The 21,170-nt window shown below is 35.7% G+C and carries 25 protein-coding genes; 24 read left to right on the top strand and 1 reads right to left on the bottom strand.

The features are described 5' to 3' along the window. Positions 1–28: 28 nt before the first annotated feature. Both C794_RS19860 and C794_RS13030 read left to right on the top strand, forming a co-directional pair. Positions 29–721: a DUF4145 domain-containing protein gene (locus tag C794_RS19860; protein ID WP_017797584.1), complete on the top strand. Its 693-nt coding sequence runs from the start codon at positions 29–31 to the stop codon at positions 719–721. 162 nt (positions 722–883) lie between these two features. Beyond that, a complete protein-coding gene (locus C794_RS13030) occupies positions 884–1,090 on the top strand; it encodes a hypothetical protein (protein ID WP_017797583.1) in 207 nt (68 codons plus the stop codon). A gap of 153 nt (positions 1,091–1,243) precedes the next feature. On the opposite strand, the gene C794_RS21190 is transcribed toward C794_RS13030, so the two are convergent. Beyond that, the gene (locus tag C794_RS21190; protein ID WP_017797582.1) at positions 1,244–1,369 is read right to left on the bottom strand and encodes a hypothetical protein; all 126 of its coding nucleotides are present in this window, start codon (positions 1,367–1,369) and stop codon (positions 1,244–1,246) included. 119 nt (positions 1,370–1,488) lie between these two features. On the opposite strand from C794_RS21190, the gene C794_RS13020 reads away from it, so the two are divergent. The 22 genes from C794_RS13020 to C794_RS12905 all read left to right on the top strand — a co-directional run bounded on the left by C794_RS13020 (position 1,489) and on the right by C794_RS12905 (position 21,170). Beyond that, positions 1,489–2,103, top strand: coding sequence for a hypothetical protein (locus C794_RS13020; protein ID WP_017797581.1), 615 nt, complete (start codon positions 1,489–1,491; stop codon positions 2,101–2,103). Positions 2,104–2,219: 116 nt separating this feature from the next. After that, complete coding sequence (locus C794_RS13015; RefSeq protein WP_017797580.1) at positions 2,220–2,759, top strand: hypothetical protein; 540 nt, start codon at positions 2,220–2,222, stop codon at positions 2,757–2,759. Between the two features lie 380 nt (positions 2,760–3,139). After that, the gene (locus C794_RS13005) at positions 3,140–3,499 is read left to right on the top strand and encodes an HNH endonuclease (protein WP_017797578.1); all 360 of its coding nucleotides are present in this window, start codon (positions 3,140–3,142) and stop codon (positions 3,497–3,499) included. 119 nt (positions 3,500–3,618) lie between these two features. Then, positions 3,619–3,933, top strand: coding sequence for a phage terminase small subunit P27 family (locus C794_RS13000; protein ID WP_017797577.1), 315 nt, complete (start codon positions 3,619–3,621; stop codon positions 3,931–3,933). Next, entirely contained in the window at positions 3,902–5,695 is a 1,794-nt protein-coding gene (locus C794_RS12995) for a terminase large subunit (protein ID WP_017797576.1), read from the top strand. The genes C794_RS13000 and C794_RS12995 overlap by 32 nt, the downstream gene beginning before the upstream one ends. 42 nt (positions 5,696–5,737) lie before the next feature. After that, on the top strand, positions 5,738–6,946 hold the full coding sequence (locus C794_RS12990) for a phage portal protein (RefSeq protein WP_017797575.1): 1,209 nt from the start codon (positions 5,738–5,740) through the stop codon (positions 6,944–6,946). 51 nt (positions 6,947–6,997) lie between these two features. Further along, positions 6,998–7,741 (top strand): head maturation protease, ClpP-related, encoded by a 744-nt coding sequence (locus C794_RS12985; RefSeq protein WP_017797574.1) that lies wholly within the window; start codon positions 6,998–7,000, stop codon positions 7,739–7,741. A 3-nt stretch (positions 7,742–7,744) separates the two neighbouring features. Further along, positions 7,745–8,884, top strand: a complete 1,140-nt coding sequence (locus C794_RS12980; protein ID WP_017797573.1) for a phage major capsid protein — start codon at positions 7,745–7,747, stop codon at positions 8,882–8,884. Further along, a complete protein-coding gene (locus tag C794_RS19855; RefSeq protein ID WP_017797572.1) occupies positions 8,826–9,170 on the top strand; it encodes a fibronectin type III domain-containing protein in 345 nt (114 codons plus the stop codon). The genes C794_RS12980 and C794_RS19855 overlap by 59 nt, the downstream gene beginning before the upstream one ends. A 12-nt stretch (positions 9,171–9,182) precedes the next feature. Continuing rightward, a complete protein-coding gene (locus tag C794_RS12970) occupies positions 9,183–9,488 on the top strand; it encodes a head-tail connector protein (RefSeq protein WP_017797571.1) in 306 nt (101 codons plus the stop codon). Between the two features lie 4 nt (positions 9,489–9,492). Further along, positions 9,493–9,645 (top strand): hypothetical protein, encoded by a 153-nt coding sequence (locus C794_RS20710; protein WP_017797570.1) that lies wholly within the window; start codon positions 9,493–9,495, stop codon positions 9,643–9,645. Between the two features lies 1 nt (position 9,646). Then, positions 9,647–9,973, top strand: a complete 327-nt coding sequence (locus tag C794_RS12960) for a phage head closure protein (protein WP_017797569.1) — start codon at positions 9,647–9,649, stop codon at positions 9,971–9,973. Next, positions 9,974–10,342, top strand: coding sequence for an HK97-gp10 family putative phage morphogenesis protein (locus C794_RS12955; RefSeq protein ID WP_017797568.1), 369 nt, complete (start codon positions 9,974–9,976; stop codon positions 10,340–10,342). Next, positions 10,339–10,662 carry a hypothetical protein gene (locus C794_RS12950; protein ID WP_017797567.1) on the top strand — a complete coding sequence of 108 codons (324 nt, stop codon included), beginning with the start codon at positions 10,339–10,341 and terminating at the stop codon, positions 10,660–10,662. Before C794_RS12955 ends, C794_RS12950 begins: the two co-directional genes overlap by 4 nt. Continuing rightward, a complete protein-coding gene (locus tag C794_RS12945) occupies positions 10,662–11,234 on the top strand; it encodes a major tail protein (protein WP_017797566.1) in 573 nt (190 codons plus the stop codon). Before C794_RS12950 ends, C794_RS12945 begins: the two co-directional genes overlap by 1 nt. 9 nt (positions 11,235–11,243) lie before the next feature. Further along, a complete protein-coding gene (gpG, locus tag C794_RS12940) occupies positions 11,244–11,579 on the top strand; it encodes a phage tail assembly chaperone G (protein WP_017797565.1) in 336 nt (111 codons plus the stop codon). A gap of 219 nt (positions 11,580–11,798) precedes the next feature. After that, complete coding sequence (locus C794_RS12930; RefSeq protein ID WP_017797563.1) at positions 11,799–15,152, top strand: phage tail tape measure protein; 3,354 nt, start codon at positions 11,799–11,801, stop codon at positions 15,150–15,152. Next, positions 15,152–15,859 (top strand): distal tail protein Dit, encoded by a 708-nt coding sequence (locus tag C794_RS19850; RefSeq protein WP_017797562.1) that lies wholly within the window; start codon positions 15,152–15,154, stop codon positions 15,857–15,859. The genes C794_RS12930 and C794_RS19850 overlap by 1 nt, the downstream gene beginning before the upstream one ends. Positions 15,860–15,945: 86 nt before the next feature. Then, the gene (locus C794_RS19845) at positions 15,946–16,683 is read left to right on the top strand and encodes a hypothetical protein (RefSeq protein WP_017797561.1); all 738 of its coding nucleotides are present in this window, start codon (positions 15,946–15,948) and stop codon (positions 16,681–16,683) included. Positions 16,684–16,712: 29 nt separating this feature from the next. Further along, positions 16,713–20,489, top strand: a complete 3,777-nt coding sequence (locus tag C794_RS12915) for a phage tail spike protein (protein ID WP_017797560.1) — start codon at positions 16,713–16,715, stop codon at positions 20,487–20,489. Continuing rightward, positions 20,486–20,917, top strand: coding sequence for a hypothetical protein (locus C794_RS12910; RefSeq protein WP_017797559.1), 432 nt, complete (start codon positions 20,486–20,488; stop codon positions 20,915–20,917). The genes C794_RS12915 and C794_RS12910 overlap by 4 nt, the downstream gene beginning before the upstream one ends. Then, positions 20,907–21,170 (top strand): hypothetical protein, encoded by a 264-nt coding sequence (locus C794_RS12905; RefSeq protein ID WP_017797558.1) that lies wholly within the window; start codon positions 20,907–20,909, stop codon positions 21,168–21,170. The genes C794_RS12910 and C794_RS12905 overlap by 11 nt, the downstream gene beginning before the upstream one ends.

Below are 21,170 nucleotides of genomic sequence, written 5' to 3'. Positions count from 1 at the left end.
TATGTATAAAATACAAGGGGGGATAGATTTGAGACAAATTAAGTGTTATGACGAATTTAACGGCCTAGCACAACCTTTCTCTATATATATTGATAGATATCCAGATGAATGTCCAATTTGCCATTATTCACTCGTACCAAAATTGATCGACTCTTTTATTACCACCGAAGACCGAGTTGAATCTATTTTTAAATGCACAAAACACAACTGTAGTTTTCTTTTTATCGGATATTTTCGATTAGACAAGGCTTATGTTTACGGGAGAGGGGCAGATAGTCGTTGGATATTTGAATTTGCTGTACCTAGATTAAATGAATCAAAAGAGTTTTCAGATGAGATTACAATGTTATCAACTTCTTTTGTGGAAATTTATAATGAATCATTGAAAGCTGAAAGTGAACAGTTAATGCATGTTGCAGGCATGGGTTATAGAAAATCATTAGAATTTCTAATTAAAGATTATTTAATTGATTATAAAAAACAAGAAAAGCAAACAATTGAAAACAAGCTTCTTGGTAGATGCATTAGAGATCATATTGATCACGTAAGAATAAAAGAGTTAGCAAAAAGAGCTGCATGGTTAGGAAATGATGAGACTCATTTTGTAAGAAAATGGGAAAACAAATCGATTACAGATTTGAAGCAACTTATTCAATTAGTAGTAAATTGGATTTCTCAAGAAATTTTGTCAGATAAATTAATAGAATCAATGCCAGAGTAAATATACATAAAAAACAAGTAGCGCTTATCCATATTGGGTAGGTGCTTTTTTGTTGGGTGGATAGGGATATACGTTTGTTGGTGGGGACTTGCGTAAAAATTAAAAATCAAGCAGGAAAATAGTCCTCATTTGACGAAGTAAGTCGTGAAAGGGGAGAATATTGTGGTAGATAAAATAGTCGTACAAAGAAACGATAGAGATGTCGCGGTGGAATTGACGCAACTTCACCTGCAATACGAAGCAGACGGAAGTAACGTTGCTGAATTGTATTCTAGATATTATGCTTTATCTAGATATATGGGTTATGTTGATCCGGGTTCATACCGTAAGTTTATACCAGATGAAATTGTAGAGAAGTTAAAATCGTGAGAAACAAAGAAATTGGCACTTATCGAATAGATAGGTGCTTTTAATATGGGAGTATAGGGACTACGTTAGGAGGTGGGGGATTACGTAATGAAAGCAGGAGCTCAACCAACTTTCTCCTTTTTTAAAATAATTTATAAACCTATATAACTATTATTACTTAGGCTTATGGCGTTTGTGACCAGATACTTTTGTTCCATCGGACTTCTTGTAAGGACTGACTTTTACGGTCATAGGTCCTTTACGAGGTGGATGTTCTGAGCATTTGCCACGTTTTGCCATATATTCACCTCCATGAGGCGAAGCGGTTGGTTGAGCTAACTACATTATATCAAATAGGTAAAATTATGCAGGTATTTCTTCTATTTATGTCGAATTAAAGAATAAAAAGGAGGAATGAAATGTTTTTAGTGATTATTATATTAACGATAATATTAATGCTCTGTAGTATTGCATTAGCGGTTTATGGTATTCAAGTAGAGGAATTTTCTTTAGTGGTTTCTTCACTATCTGTTTTGGCTGCTTCTATATCTGGATTAATCGCAGCTATTGTTCTCAAACAAAATAAAGATAAGGACAGACCTTATATTATTTTGAAACCAAATTACAATAGATATGGTTTCATTCAAATAGAAGTGACTAATCATGGTACAGAGACTGCAATCATAGATTACTTTGAAACAGACGTCACTTTTAATTTGCATAAAGGGCAAAGTTTTTTCGAAGTCATTAAAGAAATTGTTATTCCTCCTGGTGTTTCAATTAAGTATCCATTATTGTTGATTCGTGAATACGAAGAAAAGAACGCTTGTTATACATCGAAAGGTATAATCAGATATAAAAACATTGCAGGGAAAAAATATAAAAATAAATTTATGTTTAATATTGAAAACCAAGGACCTTCCTTTGCTCATGATAATGAAAGCACTAAAACTCATTACAAAATACAAATGATACCGGATGAAATTAGGAAATTAAAAGAAGAATTGAAAAAAACACGAGAAAACAAGGGTTAATTATTTTAATTCTTGTTGTTAACTAGAGACATCTCAATAAGAGGTGTTTTTTTCAGAAATGGATTAATGCTATTAAAAAATTGAGCAATAGCCCGATATAAATACAGGGTGATTCAATGGTGAGAAATTTTAGGCAAACAAAGAAAGTTATAAAATATTTAAAGAATAGATATGGAAATATTAGAAAGCATACTATTCAAGATGATATTGTATTAGTTGATGATTTATGTAACGATCATTCATTGGAAGAAATTAAAATGATGAAAAATAGAATTAATGCTTCAATAACCTTAGATAAAAATAACAGTTATCTTAATAATTACTTTATTAGTTTATTTGTAGCTTTTTTTACGGTTAGTTGCACTTCGATATTTTTGTTAGTTACAATTGGGTCACAACTAATACTTTCTTCTCTAAATCATTTTGTCCAAATAAACCAAGAGGATATCAACCAAGATAACTTAAATGAATTAATTCAGTCTATTAATTTTTCGGAACTTATGACTACTGCAATCCAGATTGCGGGTATTGTATTTTTATTCTTTTTAGTTAGTATATTTCTAGTAACTGCTATAATCTATAGGAATTCTAGTAATAATTATATGTACAATACTTTAATAGAGGAAGCATTTGAAAAAAAGAAAGAACTTGACTAGTAAAGAACATAATGAAGAAGAATAAATTAAGAGCTGTCCAATAATGGATGGTTCTTTTTTATTTGGAGGTGAAATTAAATGTGTATAACCTGTAACGAATGCCAATATGAATATGAACTAACGCATTTAAACACAAATCTTAAAGAACAACTACCTAACAACATTGAACGATACTATATTGAATGCCCTAACTGTAAAGCACAATACACAACTCACTATCTAGATGATGAACTGAAGAAAATACAGGCTGAAATAAAACGGCTCCAGAACATATACCCACTAAAAATTAAACAGAAGAATAAGTTAGTAAGATTACGTAAGAAGATATTACTAATCCATAACACATTAAAAGCACAGGTAGAAAATATGGACTGATATAAATGAAGATACTTCCTAACACATGGACTAGTAAAACAAAGCTAACCCAAAAAATGAGAGATGCATTTTATAAAACTGGCCTATGGGAAAAATGCAGGGGTACCGTACTAGAAAGAGACGGGTATCTATGTCAGGTATGTATGGAGCAGGATGAACCAACTCCAGCTAATACTGTGCATCACATCGTACACCTTAAGGATGATCCTAGTAAGGCATTGGACGAGGAGAACCTAATAAGTGTTTGCTATGAATGTCATAACGATTTACATCCAGAGAAAGGTTTTGGACAAAGTAAATCGAAAACAAAATCAAAAAGAATAAAAACATTTGAAGTAAATTCTAATCCAGATTCATTCTGGTAGGTAACCCCCTACCCATAATTGTGTGGGTGTGAATATGTCCAGAGCGTGCCGCCCCTTCCTTTACACCGCAGGAATTTTTTTATGAAGGGGGGTAATACCAATAGAAAGGAGGAATATGTATGGCAAAACCAACTGCAGCTAAGATAAAAGCTTATTTGGGTGAGAGTTATCAAGAATCAGACGAGGAACTTATTCAGCTATATATTGAAACACACGAATTTTACACCAGGATGAAAAAGGAACTTAAAAAGTCTGATTTAATGTACGAATACACCAATAAAGCTGGAGCAACAAACTTAGTTAAAAATCCTCTTTCTATCGAGTTAACCAAAACTGTACAAACATTAAATAACCTGTTGAAGTCTCTTGGTCTTACTCCTGCTCAACGAAAGAAAGTAGTGAATGAAGATGACAACGACTTCGACAATTTCTAAAAACGTTAAAAAAGCAAAGCAAAGTTTTAGCTTTATTACATGGAAAAAAGAACAGGTTAAGAAAGGAAACATTTTAGAAATACCATCAGATAAATTACTCACTACTTGGTATGCGGAACAATTAGTAAAAGGTAGCATTGTAGCTAGTAAAAATAACATATTGGCTGCAAAAAGACACCTTAACGACTTAAAAAGGCAAGGAACAGACGAGTTCCCATGGATATTCGTAGAAGATAAAGGGCATCGTCCGGTACGATTTATCGAAAAGTTTTGTAAACCATCAAAAGGTGATTTTAATCAACTAGTAGCCCAACCGTGGCAACACTTCGTCATTGGTTCATTATATGGTTGGGTTCATAAAGACACAGGTATAAGACGCTTTCGAGAGGGTCTTATTTTTATTGGTCGAAAAAATGGAAAGTCGACCTTAATTAGTGGCTTATCTCTCTATTCTTTCTCTAAAGATGGGGAAAATGGAGCGGATGTGTTCCTTTTAGCCAATACAAAGCAACAAGCAGGAATCATCTTTGAAGAAGCTAAAAAAATGGTTAAGAAATCACCTAAGTTGAATAAACAGTTTAATGCAAAGCGTGATGAAATAAAGTACGATAAAACATTTTCTACAATCGAACCTAGGGCATCAGATAGTGAAAAACTAGATGGATTAAACACGCATTTAGGTGTGTTTGATGAGATTCACGAGTTTAAAGACTATAAATTGATTAACGTAATGAAAAAATCACGTGGTTCTCGTAAACAACCTTTAATTTTATATATTACTACAGCAGGATACCAATTAGATGGTCCATTGGTTAAATATTATGATGATGGAGTTCAAGTCTTAGAAGGAGCAATTCAAGACGAAAGAACATTTTATTATTTAGCTGAATTAGATAGCGAAAAAGAATTTGATCAACCCGAAAATTGGATTAAAGCTAATCCAAATATGGGCGTTTCTCTTGATTTAGATGTTTTAACAGGCGATTGGGATAAGGACAAGCGTACTCCAGAAGAACGATCAGACTTCATAACAAAGCAATTTAATATCTTTGCGAACGGCAGTAAGGTTCCGTTCATTGATTTCAAGACATTAGAAAAAAACGATAAACATATGGATGTAAAAGCAATGAGAGGAGCGCAAGCTGTTGGAGGTTATGATTTATCTGATTCCGAGGATTTTACAAGTGCTTGCCTAGAATTTCCGTTAGATACTGGTGAGGTTTTTGTATTATCTCACTCATGGATACCGCTTAAGAAAGTAATTGAAAATAACGAAAAGATACCTTACCGAGAGTGGGAAAGGTTGGGTTATCTAACCATTGTGGATGAAGAATATATAAACAAAGATATTGTAGAAAAATGGCTCGAAGAACAAGCGAATATCTATAATGTTGAATTAATAACGTATGACCCAGCAAAAGCCTTTAGATTAAACAAATCACTGGAGGAAAAAGGATATGTTACCGAAGTAGTGCGACAAGGGTTTGTTACATTAGGTCCAGCGTTAGATGATTTGAAAGAAATGTTCCTAGATGGAAAAGTTATATTTAATGAAAATCCGTTACTACGGTGGTATATCAATAATGTTGAGCTTGTGAAGGATAGAAACAATAACCGAATGCCGACAAAAGCAGGTAGGTATCGTAAAATAGATGGTTTTGCTGCATTATTAAACGCTCATACAAAAGTAATGGAGAAGTTGATAGTCGCTAGTAGTGACGGAGATATTGGAGTTGTCAGTATGGCTGATTTACTAAAATAAGGTGGTGATCTAATATCTAATACTTTGAAGGGTGGTGATAAATTGAAGATATTTCAACGAGTAAAAAACGCTGCCTTTGGTGCTTACATGGCATGGAAAGGTAAGCAATTTGATTTTAGTTCATGGGCAAATCGTACTTTCTGGGGCTTTGACAACTCCACACTAGCGACAAATGAAACGATATTTAGTGTAGTTACTAGACTATCAAACAGTGTGGCTACATTACCTTTAAAGCTTTATGAAAATTACAGTTTAGCTAGTAATCAAGCTTCTGATGTATTACTTCATAATCCTAATTCTAATATGACTGGTTTTGAATTTATTCGTAATTTAGAAACCAATCGAAATGAAAAAGGAAATGGATATGCCTTGATAGAAAGAGATATTCGTCAACAACCAACCAAATTAACATTAATCAACCCGGATTATGTTGAACCTGTACTAGAATCCAATACAAAAGAATTGTGGTATCAAATTCTAGGTGAAGATGGGAATAGATACTATATTCATAACATGGAAATGCTTCATGTTAAACACATTATTGGGTCCAACAGTATAAAAGGCATTAATCCAATAGAAGTGTTAAGTAATGCGAATGACTTTGATAAAGCCGTGAGAGAGTTTAGCTTGAAGGAAATGAAAAGTGCGCCAAACTCTTTTATACTAAAATACGCAGCTAATATTGATAACGAAAAACGTGATAAAGTAATTGCTGATTTTAAACGTTTCTATCAAGAAAATGGTGGTATTCTGTTCCAAGAGCCAGGAGTAGAGATTAATGAACTGGAAAGAAAATACGTTGCTGCGGATACGTTGGCTACAGAGAGAATAACTAGATCACGTGTTGCGAATGTATTTAATATACCAGTTACGATGCTTAATGATAATGAAGGTCAAAGCTACTCAAGTAATGAACATTTTATGAGGGTGTATGTGGACCTTACGCTTATGCCAATTGTCAGACAGTATGAACAAGAATTTAATAAAAAGTTACTTACACCAGTTCAAAGAAAAGCTGGTTATTATTTTAAATTTAACGTCAAAGCCTTATTACGTGCTGATACTGCTGTTCAGGGTGAGTATTACGCTAAAGCTATTAGGAATGGTTGGCTCACACCAGATGAAGTAAGGATGAAAGAAGATGATCAACCTCTTGGCGGAAATGCTTCTAAGTTGTGGGTTAGTGGAGATTTGTATCCAATTGATTTAGATCCAAGCGAAAGAAAAACAAATAACAAAAAAGATGAATAACACGTTTAATACGTGTTTTTATTATGCCTTGAAAGGTGGTGATAAGAGATTATGGGAGCGAAAATTAAAAAGTTTTGGGATATGAAGATGTCTGCTGATCAAAAGTCAGGAGATATTTTTATTTACGGAGACATTGAGCGCTATCAATGGATTGAAGAAGATACCACAGCAACTACCTTTAAGGATGATTTAGATAATCTGGGAGATATATCTACGATAAATTTATACATTAATTCTCCTGGTGGTTCCGTTTTCGAAGGTATAGCAATTCACAACATGTTAAAAAGACACAAAGCGCAAGTCAATGTTTATATAGATGCTTTAGCTGCATCTATAGCAAGTGTAATTGCTATGGCTGGAGATACCATTTATATGCCAAAAAACTCTATGCTGATGATTCACAATGCATGGACGATAGTAGCTGGTAATTCTGCTGATTTACGAAAGCAGGCAGATGATTTAGATCGTATCAGTAATTCTAGTAAACAATCTTATCTTGAAAAAGCAGGAGACAAACTATCAGATGAAAAACTTCAAGAAATGTTAGATGCAGAAACGTGGCTAAGTGCAGATGAAGCATATGTGTATGGGTTGTGCGATGTGGTTCAAGAAGAAAACAAAATGGCTGCTTCAATTAGCCAAGATTTATTTGCTAAGTATAAAAACGTACCTAAGCAATTAACAGATAACGATATTACTGACATTACAGGCGAAGAAATGAAAGAAAGACAATTAATTGCCGAAAGGGCAAGGAATAATGCAAATCTAATAAATGATATTTTAGGAGGAATTTAAATTATGAAAACATTATACGAATTGAAACAGAATTTATCTACAGTAGGGCAACAATTGCAAAAGGTTGAAAATGAGTTAGCTTCTGCAGCTATTGATACTGATAAGTCAACTGAGGATATCAAGAATCTACAGAGCTCTCGTGACGATCTGAAAATGCGCTTTGATGTAATTAAAGAACAACATGATCAACTAGAGCAAGAACAAAAAACAAAGTTTAATCAGAAAGATGAAATTCAAAACATTGCTGATCCATCAGAGAAGAAAATGAAAGCAAAAGCTGACTTCATTAAGGCAGTTATGAAAAATGAACCAGTCCCTAAAGATGTAAGACAGGCGTTAGGGGATGATGCTTCTACCGGGGGAGGTAAATTCCTACCAAAAACAGTTTCTAATGACATTATTACTGAACCAACTGTAAAGAATCAATTACGTGGTTTATCAACATTCACGCAAATTACTAATCTCGAAATTCCTAAAATTAGCTTTACGTTAGATGACGATGATTTCATTGCGGACAAAGAAACTGCAAAAGAATTAAAAGCGAAGGGTGATACGGTTTCATTCGGACGTAATAAGTTTAAAGTATTCTCAGGTATCTCTGAAACGGTGTTACTTGGAACAAATGCAAATATAGTTTCTACAGTTGATAGAGCTTTAGAGTCAGGTGTTGCCGCTAAAGAAAAGAAAGTAGCTTTCGCTACCTCTCCAAAGACTGGTGAAGGTCACATGTCGTTTTATTCTGAAGAAGTTGGAATTAAAGAGGTATCAGGTGCAGAGATGTTTGAAGCTATTACTAATGCTATAGATGATTTGCATGAAGACTATCGTGATAACGCAACGATCGTAATGAGAAAAACTGATTACACTAAAATCATTAAAACATTAGCTAACGGAAATGCAACGCTTTATGGCGCTCAACCAGAACAAGTACTTGGTAAGCCGGTTGTGTTTGTGGATGCTGCAGTTGATCCAATTGTAGGAGACTTCTCATATTCTCATTACAACTATGACATTGCGACTACACAGTACGAGCGTGATAAAGATGTTAAAACGGGGATTGAACAGTTTGTTGTAACAGCATGGTTTGATCATCAAATCAAGCTTGCCTCTGCATTCCGTATCGCGAAAGTGGCTACTCCCTAATGCGCCCTCCGGCTTAGCTGCATCGAATATAACGGGTACAGGGCTTACTTTATCTTGGGATGCAGTAAGTTACAGTGAGGGCATCAAAGAATATGAGATTTATAGAAATGGTAATTCTATTGGGGTTAGAAAAGGAACTTCATTAGCAGAAAGTGGACTAGATGCTGAAACCACTTATGATTATCAAGTTAAAGCTATCGGAGTAAATGGATTAGAATCTCCATTAAGTGAAGTATTATCTGTGACTACGGAAGCTACAGAAAATCCAGATCCTCCAGAAGAATAAGGAGGTTTTATTATGCCAGTACCAGATGTGCAAGAGGTAGCTAGGTATTTACGCATTGAGGATATTCTAGAGGAAGAACCCGAAGAGGAAACCTTCCTAAATGATTTAATTGACATTGCTGTAGAGGATTTAGAGGATTCCGGCATAAAAGATCAAACCACAAAAAGGTATGGAATGGCCATCAAATTAATGGTGGCCAATCTGTACGAAGAACGTAGACCACAAGTTGTTGGAACTATCACCTCTAATCTGAATTACAGTTTAGAACGAATGATTTTGCAACTAAAAGCAAGAGAATTACCAGAAAGGGAGGAATAATTTCATGAAAGCAAAAGTAATTAAAAAGTTTAAAGATAAAGAAACAAAAAAACTCTATAAACCAGGTGTGTATTATGAAGGTTCGAAACAAAGAATTAAAGAAATTGCAGATGCTGGTTATTTGGAAGTGAAAGACGAATCAAAAGGTAAGAAGTAAAATGAATGCTGGTTACCAAAAGCAAAGATTAACTTTCATAACTCCAAAACCTAAAGAGGGTGGATATCCTGTACCTGGTCATGACACTTACACCAAAGCATGGGCATCTTTAAAAACACTAAAAGGTTCTACTCGATATGCTGCTGCACAAGTGCAAATGGAACATAATAGAGAGTTTACTATTCGTTATCAATCTAAACTTACTGATGACGAAAGACCAGAAGAATTGTCTGCACTGTGGAGGGGAAAGGAACACTCCATTGAATCTATTGAAGATGTGGACGGATTGAAAAAGGAAATGCTTGTTGTATTAAAGGCGGTGTCTTAAATGGATATGCAATTTCAAGGATTAGACGAACTCATGCGTGAACTGGATGGTATGGAAAGAGACACCGAAAAATCTAAAAAAGATGCACTTGAAGCAGGCGGAAAGGTAATGCAAAAGTCTGCTAAAGATATCGTTCGTGTCCGTACTGGTAATTTGAAAGGGCATATTGAATTATCAGATGTGGAGAATGATCAGATAGAAGTTTATGTAGATAACCAAGGTAAGGCTTATTACGGTTACATGTTAGAAGTTGGTACTTCGAAAATGTCTGCACAACCTTTTATGGGGCCTGCATTTAACCAGAATCGAATTAGAATCGAACAAGCTATGGCAAATAGTATAAGAGATTCATTGAGGTCATTCCTATGAACCAATTAATAATGGACACATTAGGACCAATAGGAATACCAGTTGAATATCAGAATTACACAGGAAGCGAAAAAGAATATATTCGCTTTTTTTATTTGCCTCAAGTTGATTTTCAAAGCGACGATGAAGAAATTTACAGCACAGTTTATGTACAAGTTGATTTATTTACACCATGGGACCCTAACAGCAAAGCGAAACAAATAAAACAACGTATGAAACAAGCGGGTTTTAAAAAGAATTTCGAAAATGAATTATTTGAAGAGGATACAAATTTATTTCATTACGTATTACGGTTTTACATTATAAAGGAGGAAAAATAATGCCAACAGTTGGATTAAGAGATATTTATTACGCAAAAATTACAAGTGATGATGCAGACGGTACAGTATATGAAACTCCTAAACGTTTAGGAAGAGCAATTACAGCGAACGTACAGCCTGCCTATAATACTGCTGAATTACGAGCGGATGATGGTGTGGCTGAAACTGCTGAATCTAGAGGGGTAACTACAGTTGTAGTTAACACCGATGATTTACAACCATCTGTACAAGCTGATGTATTAGGTAAAACAGTTAATGATGATGGGGTTTTAATTGATAGTGAAAACGATCGTCCGCCATACCTTGCACTAATGTTCCGTGCTGAAAAAGCAAATGGTGCATATCGCTACACTGTTCTATACAAAGGTAAATTTACACCGCCAGAAAATAACTATGAAACAAAACAAGAAACACCAGCTTTCCAAACACCTACTATCAACGGTCGATTCTTACGTCGTACTTCAGATGATCAAATTGGAGCGCAAGTAGATGAAGATGGTGAAAGTGTGAGTGCTGATATTATCGACAACTGGTTTAAATCTGTGTATGAAGAAACAGTTCCAGAAGTGTAGGAGGTAGCTATGAAAATTACACTGTATAAACCACAAAAAGTGGATGGAGAAAATAAAAGAAAAGAATCAATTTATAAAATTCCTTTTGTTTCTGCTAGACATCATCGTAAGTTACTAGAATACGAACAAACCATAGACTATACCGAAATGACCTTAGAGAACACAGACGAACTAGTAGGGTTTGTTTGTGATGTATTTGGTAACCAATTTACGATAGATGAATTCTACGATGGTGTTCCTTCACATGAATTGGTAAGTGTTATCGGAGACGTATTCTTTTACGTTCGTACAGGTAAGGACCCGAAAGAAGTAAAAGAAGAGGGAAACGAGGAGGGGAAGTCTTAACTCCAGAACAAATAAAAGAGTTAAAGGCTTCCCGAAAGAAAAAGGCTAAAGAAGATTTAAAATCTATGAAACAACTATACAAAAAACTAATAAAAAATGGATGGACTCTCAATGGGATAGATGAGATGGACATCCATTTTTATTTTGATTTGCATAACGAAGATTCAGAACAACAGGTGTACATTGATGAACTTAATCTGGTCTAGGAGGAGGTAACGAATGGTAAATGTAGGATCATTACGTACAACGATTAGCTTAGACTCTGCACAGTTTCAGCAGGGTATGGCTGGAGTTAACCGTCAGTTAAAATCATTGAAACAAGAACAAAAAGCCGTTACCTCTTCCGGAACAGGATTTGCACGTGGATTAAATGAAATGCGAGATAAGTCTGACGTTTTGACTCGTACATTAGATTTACAAAGAGGCAAAGTCCAAGAATTGCAACGGAGATATGAGGAAAGCAAAAGAGCTACAGGCGAAAATTCAAAAGAAACTCAAAAAGCAACTGAAGCCTATAACAAGGCTGTAGCTGAAATGAATCGTACTGAAGAACAGTTAAAAAATCTTAATGCAGAAATTGAACGTCAAGAAAATCCTTGGAATCGTTTATCTGAACAAATGGATAACACTGGTCAAAAAATGCAAGATATCGGTCGAGGTATGAGTGACTTCGGGAAAAACTGGTCCATGAAAGTCACTGCCCCTATTGTGGGTGCTGGTGCTTTAATGCTTAAAACTGGTATGGACTTCGAACAATCTATGTCTAATGTACAAGCTGTTTCTGGTGCTACAGGAGATGATTTAGCAAAACTTGAAGGTGCAGCAAGAGAAATGGGTTCACAGACAAGTAAATCAGCTAGTGAAGCAGCGGACGGATTGTATTACATGGCATTAGCTGGTTGGGAAACTGAGGAAATGCTAGGCGGATTAGAACCTATTCTTCGTTTATCCGAAGCAGGGGCAATGGATTTAGGTCGTGCATCTGATTTAGTAACAGATTCCATGTCAGCGATGCAGATTGAAGTAAAGGACTTACCCGCATACCTTGATAATGTTGCAGAAGCATCTAGACGATCTAATACCAACATTGATGCTTTAATGGAAGCGTATGTGGTTGCAGGTGGTAACTTAGCAGCGTTTAATGTACCTCTTGAAGAATCTACAGCAATACTAGGGTTACTTGCCAATCGTGGTTTAAAAGGTAGTGAAGCAGGTCGTGCGCTTAACGCAGTAATGGTAAACCTTACATCCGGTGCAGGTCAAGCAGGCGTAGCTATGGAAGAACTAGGAATTAGCGCATTTGATTCCGATGGGAATTTCATTGGTTTAGAAGATACTCTAAGACTAGTAAAAGATAGTACAAAGGATATGACGGACGAACAAAAAGCACAGTATATTTCCATGTTAGCTGGTAAAGAGCATCTTAAATCATTTCAAGGAATGCTTGCTGGTTTGGATGAAGAATACGGGGAATTAAAAGGTAGTGTATCTGATGCAGATGGTGCATTAAACGATATGGCAACTACCATGCAGGATAACGCACAGGGTAATGTAACTCGTCTTAAATCAGCTTTCGAAGAATTGTCTATTCAATTTGCAGAACATTTACTTCCTATGTTTACTGCTGGTGTTGAAAAAGCACAAGATTTAGTTGAATGGTTCAGTGAATTAGAGGATGATACTAAAAAGAACATTGTAACCATGGCTGGTTTAGCAGCGGCTGTTGGTCCAGCTGCAATTGTCTTAGGTAACTTAACTACTGCTGTTGGAGGATTGTTGCGAGTTGGTGGAAGTTTATCCAAGATGATAGGGAAAGCTGGAGGAGTAGGTTTAGCAGGACGTATTGGATTGCTTGGCGTAAGTGGTCCTGTAGGATGGGCGATTGCTGGTGTAGGAGCACTAGGAGCAGTATTTCTAGCAACTAGGGATAGTGGACAAGAATTACATGATGTGAATTACGATCTAATAGAAAGCGTAGATGCTGAAATAGAAGCAATAAATGATTTGGAGTCTCAATTTAACAAATTACATGATAAAAACAAGTTAACAACAGATGAAATGCTACGTTATATGGACATCATGGATGAACTTGCTAATGCTAAAAGTGAAGAAGCTATTGCGAAATTAAAAGATGAGCAGGCTGACTTACTAGAAAAATCGGGTTTTACTAATGCTGAGATGGAGACTTTTTTAGATTTAAATGACGATATTGTTAAGAAAACTCCAGAAGTTACTGGAGCGATATCAGATCAAGGGAATGCGTACATTGATAATTTGGAAACGCTAAAAGAGTTAAATGCTGAAAAACGCGAAGAGCTTATAATGAATGCTAACAGGGAACTTGAAAAAGCTTTAGAAAACGAAACGCAATTGATTAAAGATCAAAAAGATTTACAAACTGAAATAAACGATATGGAAAAAGAGAGAAACGATGCATATCAAGCTAGAATCGACTTATCAAGTGAAATGGCCGAAGAAGAAAAAAAACAAGTGGATATTAATCAAAGTATAGCGGATTTAAAGAATGAAATGGAAGGGCTAGAAGGAGAGGAGCTTCTGAGAGCTCGATCCAAATTAGATATATTAGAAAGAGAAAAAATAGAACAAGACGGAATAATTGAGTCGCTTGACCACGAAATAGAAAGACAAGGTAAAATTTACGACAAGTTAACTGATAAATTAACCAATAAAAAAGAAGATTTAGCTGTTACAGAAGAAGAACTTGCAGAAATAGAAAAGCTTCAGGGTGATTATGAACAATTGATTATTGCCCAAGCTGGTATTACAGCAGAAAAAGGAAAAGGTCTTGAAAAAGTTTATGAAGAAATAGAAAAAATCAAAGATGCTAAAAAGGAATTAGATAAAAAACACAAATCTGGTGAAATCACCACAGAAGAATATGAAAAACAAAACAGAAAGCTATCAGATCAAAAAGAACGATTGTTGGATGCCAAAGGGCAACTGGAAGATATAAACACTCTTGCCGGAGAAACAATTTATGACAAAAAAGTAAACGTTAATGCTAATCCTAGCTTATCGTCCTTCAACAGTAAATGGTCACAACCAATAAGCAAAAGAATTAATTTAAACGCTCAAGTTGCAACTACAGGTGGATTAACAGGTGCTGCACTAAGAGGTATGAGAGGTTATGCAAAAGGAACAAATAACCACCCCGGTGGTGCATTTATTGCTGGTGAAGAAGGTTGGGAACTAGGACGCAAAGGTAATCAATGGGAAATGTTAAACTTTGGACTCTATGATCGTCCGCAAGGGTATCAGGTATTTCCACATGATGAATCTAAGAAAATATTAAATGCTTTAAATAACACTCAAATACCTGGTTATGCTACTGGCGCAAGACCACCAGGAGAAGCAAATCGAGTATTAAAAGAAGCCAATAGCGGAATAGCAAGCAGTGGTGTTGTTATTTCACTGCTTAAAGAAATTGCGAATGGAATCAGAAACGGGCAAGTTGTAACTATGGATGGACAAGTAGTAGGTAAAATAGTTGAACCTTATGTCACTGGGAATCAAAATCGTAGTAATAACAGAGCAAGGAGGCGACCTTCATAATGAAAGCTATGACATTTAACAATAAACGGGATCCTAATATTATATTATTAGAAGGTCGTACAAAAGCTCCATTCCATCCAATATCTCGAAATATAGTATCTACTCCAAAAGGGCATAGATTAAAAGATTCTAAAAAAGAATTACTTTATATAAGTCAGCCTATAGGATACCTTGTTAAAGATGATGTCGATGCTCTACAAATAAAAGATGAACTAGCTGAATGGTTAGTAACAAAAGAAATTGCACCATTACAACTTGATGATGAACCAGGACGCACCTATTGGTGTGTGGTACAAAATAGCATTGATGATTTGAGTCGCTTTGTTTACACCAGACAGGGAACTATTCAGTTTCTTTGCTTTTATACAACAGGTGAACAAAAAACAATCCCAGTAACCGCCACACCAACAAGTCACACAATTACTGGACAAGACGAAACACCTTGGACTGTAGAAGTAGTGTTTAGTGAAGCTACGGATACATTTGAACTACAGACAAATAAAGGATTGTATCTCTTACTAGGATATAACTTTATTGAAGGTGACAGGCTGACGATTATGTACGAAGGTCGTAAAGTATGGCTTAATGGTGAGGATTTACGACATGCGGTTAGGTTGAAAACTAATTATGAAATGTTGGAACCAGGAATAATGGAGGTTAGTGCAAGTCACGATTGTAAATTTTTTTATGATGAGCGATACTATTAATATCTTATCAATGTATTTCTATTTAAAATAAAGTAAAGTATTCTTCTTTTTCTGTTAATATTAATGTAGAAGAAAGGAGAACTTATATGAAAATGACCACTTTTTGTAATGTTTGTATGAGAGAAGCAAGATTTAAAAACTTTGAATTTATTAGTACTGATTTTAATGACGAGGGTGTGTATAAGTTAATATGTAGCAGGAATCATCAATCGACAATCATAATTCAAGATGAGAAGTTTGAAGTCTTGTTTGATATTGGTAGCCTTGCTCTATTAAATGGTTACACTATTCAAGCAGTTGCCAGTATTGCTGCTAGTGTTGAACGTTTTCATGAGTTTTGCATTAAAGTATTTTTAGAACATAATGGTACTGAATCTTCGGAAGTAGAAACAGCGTGGAAACAATTAAAGAATTCATCTGAACGACAGTTGGGAGCATTTCATGTGATGTATTTAAATGAATTCAAAAAGGCTCCCACTATAATGAAACAAAACTGTGTTGCATTTAGGAATAAAGTAATACACAAAGGATATATCCCAACATATTCAGAAACAAAAGAGTATATTAAAGAAATGTTTTATTATATACAAAGTATATTACAGGAAGTAAACCCCCGGTATCAAACAAGCTACGTTAAATTAGCTCTTGAAAGACAACAAGATTTGGCGGAGAAGTTTAATATTAGATACGACAGTACAATTTCAATGAATTCACAGATGATTTGTCTAGCACGGGAACCCATTGATTTAAAGAAAGATACATTTGAAAATAGATTCGAACTGTTAAATACGGTCAATACAATCCAATTTAGGCACCAACTGTAAAGTGATACTTAACAGTAAGGAGGAGATCAATGTCAGAGTTATATATTTTTAGTCAATACGAACAACCATTAACCATATTGTCCGAAGATACAGGGCTTGTTAGTACACATTTTCGAGAGGAGAAAAATAGTGTACCGACAACGCCTTTTTCTTTTACCATTGAAGCTGATCATGCATTAGCGAAGCATGTTAAAGATGAAAACAAAGTTGTTGTTAAAGACCGCGAAGGTGACTGGCGCATGATGGTTATTCGTGAGTTGGATGATTCAGACACAATTGATGGTCCAATAACTACTGCAACATGTGAGCCTGCTTTTCTAGCTGAGTTAAATGATCATATCGTAGTTGATAGACGTTTTGTTGAACGTACCGCAGATATAGCTTTAGATGCTGCGCTAGATGGTACACGTTGGCAAGGGAGTGTAGAAGTTGAACTTGGTAATGCTACCACTAACTTTTACTATATAACCAGTGTGGACGCTATATGGGATATTTTATCCATTTGGGGTGGTGAGTTTAAAGACGTTATCGAATTTAATGAGGAAACGAATGAAATCACTGCTTTTAAGATTAAGATAATCCAACGACTAGGGAAAGAACATGGTCAACGATTTGAGATTGACCATAATATTAATGAAATAGGTCGTACTGTATTATCCTATCCAAAGACAGCTTTATATGGTCGAGGTGCATCATTGCCATATGAAGATGACGAGGGAGAGCATACAGGCGGGTATACACGCTATATCGGTTTTGAAGATGTGGAATGGAAAGTGTCAAACGGCGATCCAGTAGATAAACCAAAAGGGCAACGATGGGTAGGTAGTCCAGATGCACTTGCTAAGTATGGTTTAGAAGATGGAACAAAACATCGTTTTGGTATTTATAGTAATCAAGACCACGAAGACCCGGAAGAACTATTAAAAGCAACGTGGCATCATTTACAAGAAATAGCCAGCCAAGTAGAGGTTAATTATCGTTTATCTGTAGAATTGTTTGAAGATGAGGTAAGTCTTGGTGATACTGCCACAGCAATTGACCGCAAGTTTTCTAGACCGATAGAAATACAGACTCGTATCATTGCTTTGGAATATAACCTACTGGACCCGGATAGCACAATGGTTGTTGAGATGGGGCAGTTCTTGGATTTTAACGATAACCGTCTAGATGACCTTGAAAAAGAAGTGGAAGGGATTAAGCGGAATCCTCCTAAGCAACAAATTGATGAAAACAGTTATCCTAATCGAAAACCAAGTACACCTATTAATCTTGAAACCCATGCCGGCATGGAAGTCATTCAACTGTACTGGACATATGCGGATGAATTATTTATCAAGCATTATGAGGTATATGGAAGTCGTATTGATGGATTTATACCGGATACCCAACATTTGTTATGGAGGGGGCAAGTAAGTGCTTTTTCTCATACAGTAGGTACGAATGAGGTGTGGTATTACCGAGTACGTGCAGTAAATTATCACGGAACTCCGAGTGATTGGTCTGTTCAAGTTTCTGCTGGTACTCATAGGGTAGTCAGCGAAGATATATTATGGGGTCCAGACTTAGCAGAACGAATGAGGGAATTGCACCACGTTAGCGATATTATCGGTGCAGGTGGAGTAAACTTTGATCAGATTTCACAGGAGGCAAAGAACTTACTAGACCAACAAGCACGACAGTATACGGATGGGGAAATAGGTGCTGTAAAAGAACAACTAGATATTAAATTTAATGAGTACGGGGATAGATTTGCTAGGATAACACAAGACATTGATGAAATAAACGGATCGCTAAGCTCAAAAGTGGAAAAGGGTACATTTGAAGAATTTACTAATAGTTACGAATATGACATGTCGGAAATAAGCCAACGGTATGATGAGATTAGTAGTACGGTTCGTAATATTCAAATCGGTGGGCGAAATATTGCAGCAGTTAATAGAGTGGGTACTAATCAAGGCAGTCTTAGTGATTATGTTTATAGGCTGACAAAAAGTAGTGGTTCTAGTAATCCGTATCTAAGAATATCAAGAGAGTATTTTGAACTTGATTCAGATTATGTTGCGACTTTTAAAGTTAGAAAAATAAGCGGAACAGTATTTTCTATGGCTGGACACTCATCAAGTTTTAATGGAGGCACGACTTATCGTGATGGCACAAGGGTTTCTTCTAGGCCTTGGAATGTAGGTGACCAAAATTATCCGAATGATACAGAAATACACCAATATGAAGTCCATTTTAGAACGCCTGAAAGCTTTCCAACTGATAGTGCACCGTATTGGTACATCCAACCTAATAGAAGTGATTACGGTGAAGATTATGTTCTCGAAATATGGGACTTTCAAATAGAAAAAGGAAATAAAGCTACCGACTGGCAACCAGCCTATGAAGACACCGACCAACGCATGACATATGCAGAGTCTCGTATCACTCAACTTGCAGAGGAAATAGACTTAAAAGTTGATGTTGATGGAATTGTATCTCAAATCAATCTTAATCGTGAAGGGGTACGTATTAAAGGTAACTTAATACACCTTGATGGAACCACATTAATTAATAATGGGGTTATTCAGAATGCTCATATTGCCAACGGAACAATTGAAAGAGCCAAGTTAGTACGTGCAATCATCGGTGAAGCGCAGATAGAGGACCTAGCTGTTACGGATGCAAAGATTGCTAGTTTAAATGCTGACAAAATAAATGCTTCTAGTCTGTCTGCTATATCGGCTAACCTGGGAACAGTTCGAGCAGGAAGGCTTTTAAGTAGTAATAACAACTTAGATGCAAACCTAAACACAGGTAATATCACATTAAGAAATGCAAATTTAACCATTGCTAATGGCGCACAAATTAACTTTGAAGATGCAGGAAATACACTCACATATCGTAAATACGATAGTAACGATGGTTTTAGTCGTTCTGCTGGTGTAGGGGTTGGTGATCGTATTGGTGGACGTTATCCATTTGCTTATCTAGGTACTACAGGGGCTTCTAATCTAGACAGTTTATCACCTTACTTTAGTGGTTTTATTGCTAACTCTACCGCAGCAACGGGAGCAGACAATGCGACGAACAGTGTAAATGGTTTTATATTTCAAATGCGTAATCGTGCGGTGGGTTGGGATAAAGGTATAACATTTGATTTTAATGGTAATCCAAACATAACAATGATTGGTGGCCAGTCAAACGATTATTCTATTGGTGCTCTTTATCAAATTAGAGGCAAACAAGCATTTAACGTTATTAATGATTATAACAGCCGTAGTGGATGGTATTTAGAAACGACTTATGCTGGTAATGGTACTGACATTACTTTCCGTGGAATGTATGGTGCTGATTATAACTACCAAATTGGCGGTAACTCAAATACTCATGCCATTAGAAATATCTATTTACGTAACACACCACAATATCCATCGGATAGACGTTTGAAAGAAGATATAAGGAGTAATGAGTTAGGGTTGGATTTCATCAATGATGTTGAAACTAATACGTATAGGCTTATACAAAAACGTTCTGAGAAAAAACGTAATGAAATTCAATTTGGAATTATAGCACAACAATTAAAATCAACATTTGAAAAGCATGGCGTGGAAACAGAAGATTATAGCATTATAGGTATTGATGATGATGGTATGTACGGTGTGCAAGAATCTCAATTACTTTTTCCGACTATTAAATCAGTTCAAGAACTATCTGCGAAATTAGATGATGAAATTAATTGGCAACGGGTTGAGTATACCGATCTAAAAAATAAAGTAGTTAAACTAGAAAAACGTATTGAAGAATTGGAGGCTAAAATAGCATGATTAAAATACAACATAAACATTTAAAGGATGCTGCAGACTTTTTACAAAACACTGTATCAGCAAAGGGTAAGAAAAATATCCACCGCATGAGGGTAGTTAAAGCACTTAACGAAAAATATGAGGGGGTGGCCGAGGAAGAAATCACTCTATTAAAAGAATATGCTAAGACAGATGATCAAGGCGAATTTGTTAAGAATGAAGCTGGTGGATTCGATATGGATGATTACAAAGGCTTCAACGAACAGCATAAAGAACTGTTTGACGAGTATTACACTCTTGATGATAAGAACTTAGAGCCTGCTTTAAAAACAGTGGAGAAGTTAGTTAATGACTTTGATAAAGAATTATCTGGAAAACAAGCAGAAATGCACTATATCCTAGCAGAAGCATTTGAAACTAACGAAGGAGAGGGTACAGATGATGAATGAATATACGTTTGAGGAAACAAGCTCACGAACGGTTGAGGTAAACGGTGAACGATTAAGACGGATTGATTATAACGGAATTGATCCTAACAGAATGGAGCCAGAAGTTGATTACTGCAATATAAGCGGACGCGTATTTGTGGATGAAATGGCATTTTTCCAAGCAGCAATTGACGGGAATATATCGGATTTAATCAAAGATAAAGTAATTGAAAGACTATCTGAAAGAGATGAGGAACAACCACAAGCCGAGTAA

Source organism: Oceanobacillus kimchii X50 (genome assembly GCF_000340475.1).
GTDB lineage: Bacteria > Bacillota > Bacilli > Bacillales > Amphibacillaceae > Oceanobacillus > Oceanobacillus kimchii.
Note: the sequence above shows the minus strand (reverse complement) of the source record. Positions and strands in the feature narration are given on the sequence as shown.

Excerpts from the sequence above, each read along its gene's own strand:
- C794_RS21190 (WP_017797582.1), bottom strand. The coding sequence starts at position 1,369 with ATGGCAAAACGTGGCAAATGCTCAGAACATCCACCTCGTAAAGGACCT.
- C794_RS13020 (WP_017797581.1), top strand. The coding sequence starts at position 1,489 with ATGTTTTTAGTGATTATTATATTAACGATAATATTAATGCTCTGTAGT.
- C794_RS13015 (WP_017797580.1), top strand. The coding sequence starts at position 2,220 with ATGGTGAGAAATTTTAGGCAAACAAAGAAAGTTATAAAATATTTAAAG.
- C794_RS13005 (WP_017797578.1), top strand. The coding sequence starts at position 3,140 with ATGAAGATACTTCCTAACACATGGACTAGTAAAACAAAGCTAACCCAA.
- C794_RS13000 (WP_017797577.1), top strand. The coding sequence starts at position 3,619 with ATGGCAAAACCAACTGCAGCTAAGATAAAAGCTTATTTGGGTGAGAGT.
- C794_RS12995 (WP_017797576.1), top strand. The coding sequence starts at position 3,902 with ATGAAGATGACAACGACTTCGACAATTTCTAAAAACGTTAAAAAAGCA.
- C794_RS12985 (WP_017797574.1), top strand. The coding sequence starts at position 6,998 with ATGGGAGCGAAAATTAAAAAGTTTTGGGATATGAAGATGTCTGCTGAT.
- C794_RS12980 (WP_017797573.1), top strand. The coding sequence starts at position 7,745 with ATGAAAACATTATACGAATTGAAACAGAATTTATCTACAGTAGGGCAA.
- C794_RS12970 (WP_017797571.1), top strand. The coding sequence starts at position 9,183 with ATGCCAGTACCAGATGTGCAAGAGGTAGCTAGGTATTTACGCATTGAG.
- C794_RS20710 (WP_017797570.1), top strand. The coding sequence starts at position 9,493 with ATGAAAGCAAAAGTAATTAAAAAGTTTAAAGATAAAGAAACAAAAAAA.
- C794_RS12960 (WP_017797569.1), top strand. The coding sequence starts at position 9,647 with ATGAATGCTGGTTACCAAAAGCAAAGATTAACTTTCATAACTCCAAAA.
- C794_RS12955 (WP_017797568.1), top strand. The coding sequence starts at position 9,974 with ATGGATATGCAATTTCAAGGATTAGACGAACTCATGCGTGAACTGGAT.
- C794_RS12950 (WP_017797567.1), top strand. The coding sequence starts at position 10,339 with ATGAACCAATTAATAATGGACACATTAGGACCAATAGGAATACCAGTT.
- C794_RS12945 (WP_017797566.1), top strand. The coding sequence starts at position 10,662 with ATGCCAACAGTTGGATTAAGAGATATTTATTACGCAAAAATTACAAGT.
- gpG (WP_017797565.1), top strand. The coding sequence starts at position 11,244 with ATGAAAATTACACTGTATAAACCACAAAAAGTGGATGGAGAAAATAAA.
- C794_RS12930 (WP_017797563.1), top strand. The coding sequence starts at position 11,799 with ATGGTAAATGTAGGATCATTACGTACAACGATTAGCTTAGACTCTGCA.
- C794_RS19850 (WP_017797562.1), top strand. The coding sequence starts at position 15,152 with ATGAAAGCTATGACATTTAACAATAAACGGGATCCTAATATTATATTA.
- C794_RS19845 (WP_017797561.1), top strand. The coding sequence starts at position 15,946 with ATGAAAATGACCACTTTTTGTAATGTTTGTATGAGAGAAGCAAGATTT.
- C794_RS12915 (WP_017797560.1), top strand. The coding sequence starts at position 16,713 with ATGTCAGAGTTATATATTTTTAGTCAATACGAACAACCATTAACCATA.
- C794_RS12910 (WP_017797559.1), top strand. The coding sequence starts at position 20,486 with ATGATTAAAATACAACATAAACATTTAAAGGATGCTGCAGACTTTTTA.
- C794_RS12905 (WP_017797558.1), top strand. The coding sequence starts at position 20,907 with ATGATGAATGAATATACGTTTGAGGAAACAAGCTCACGAACGGTTGAG.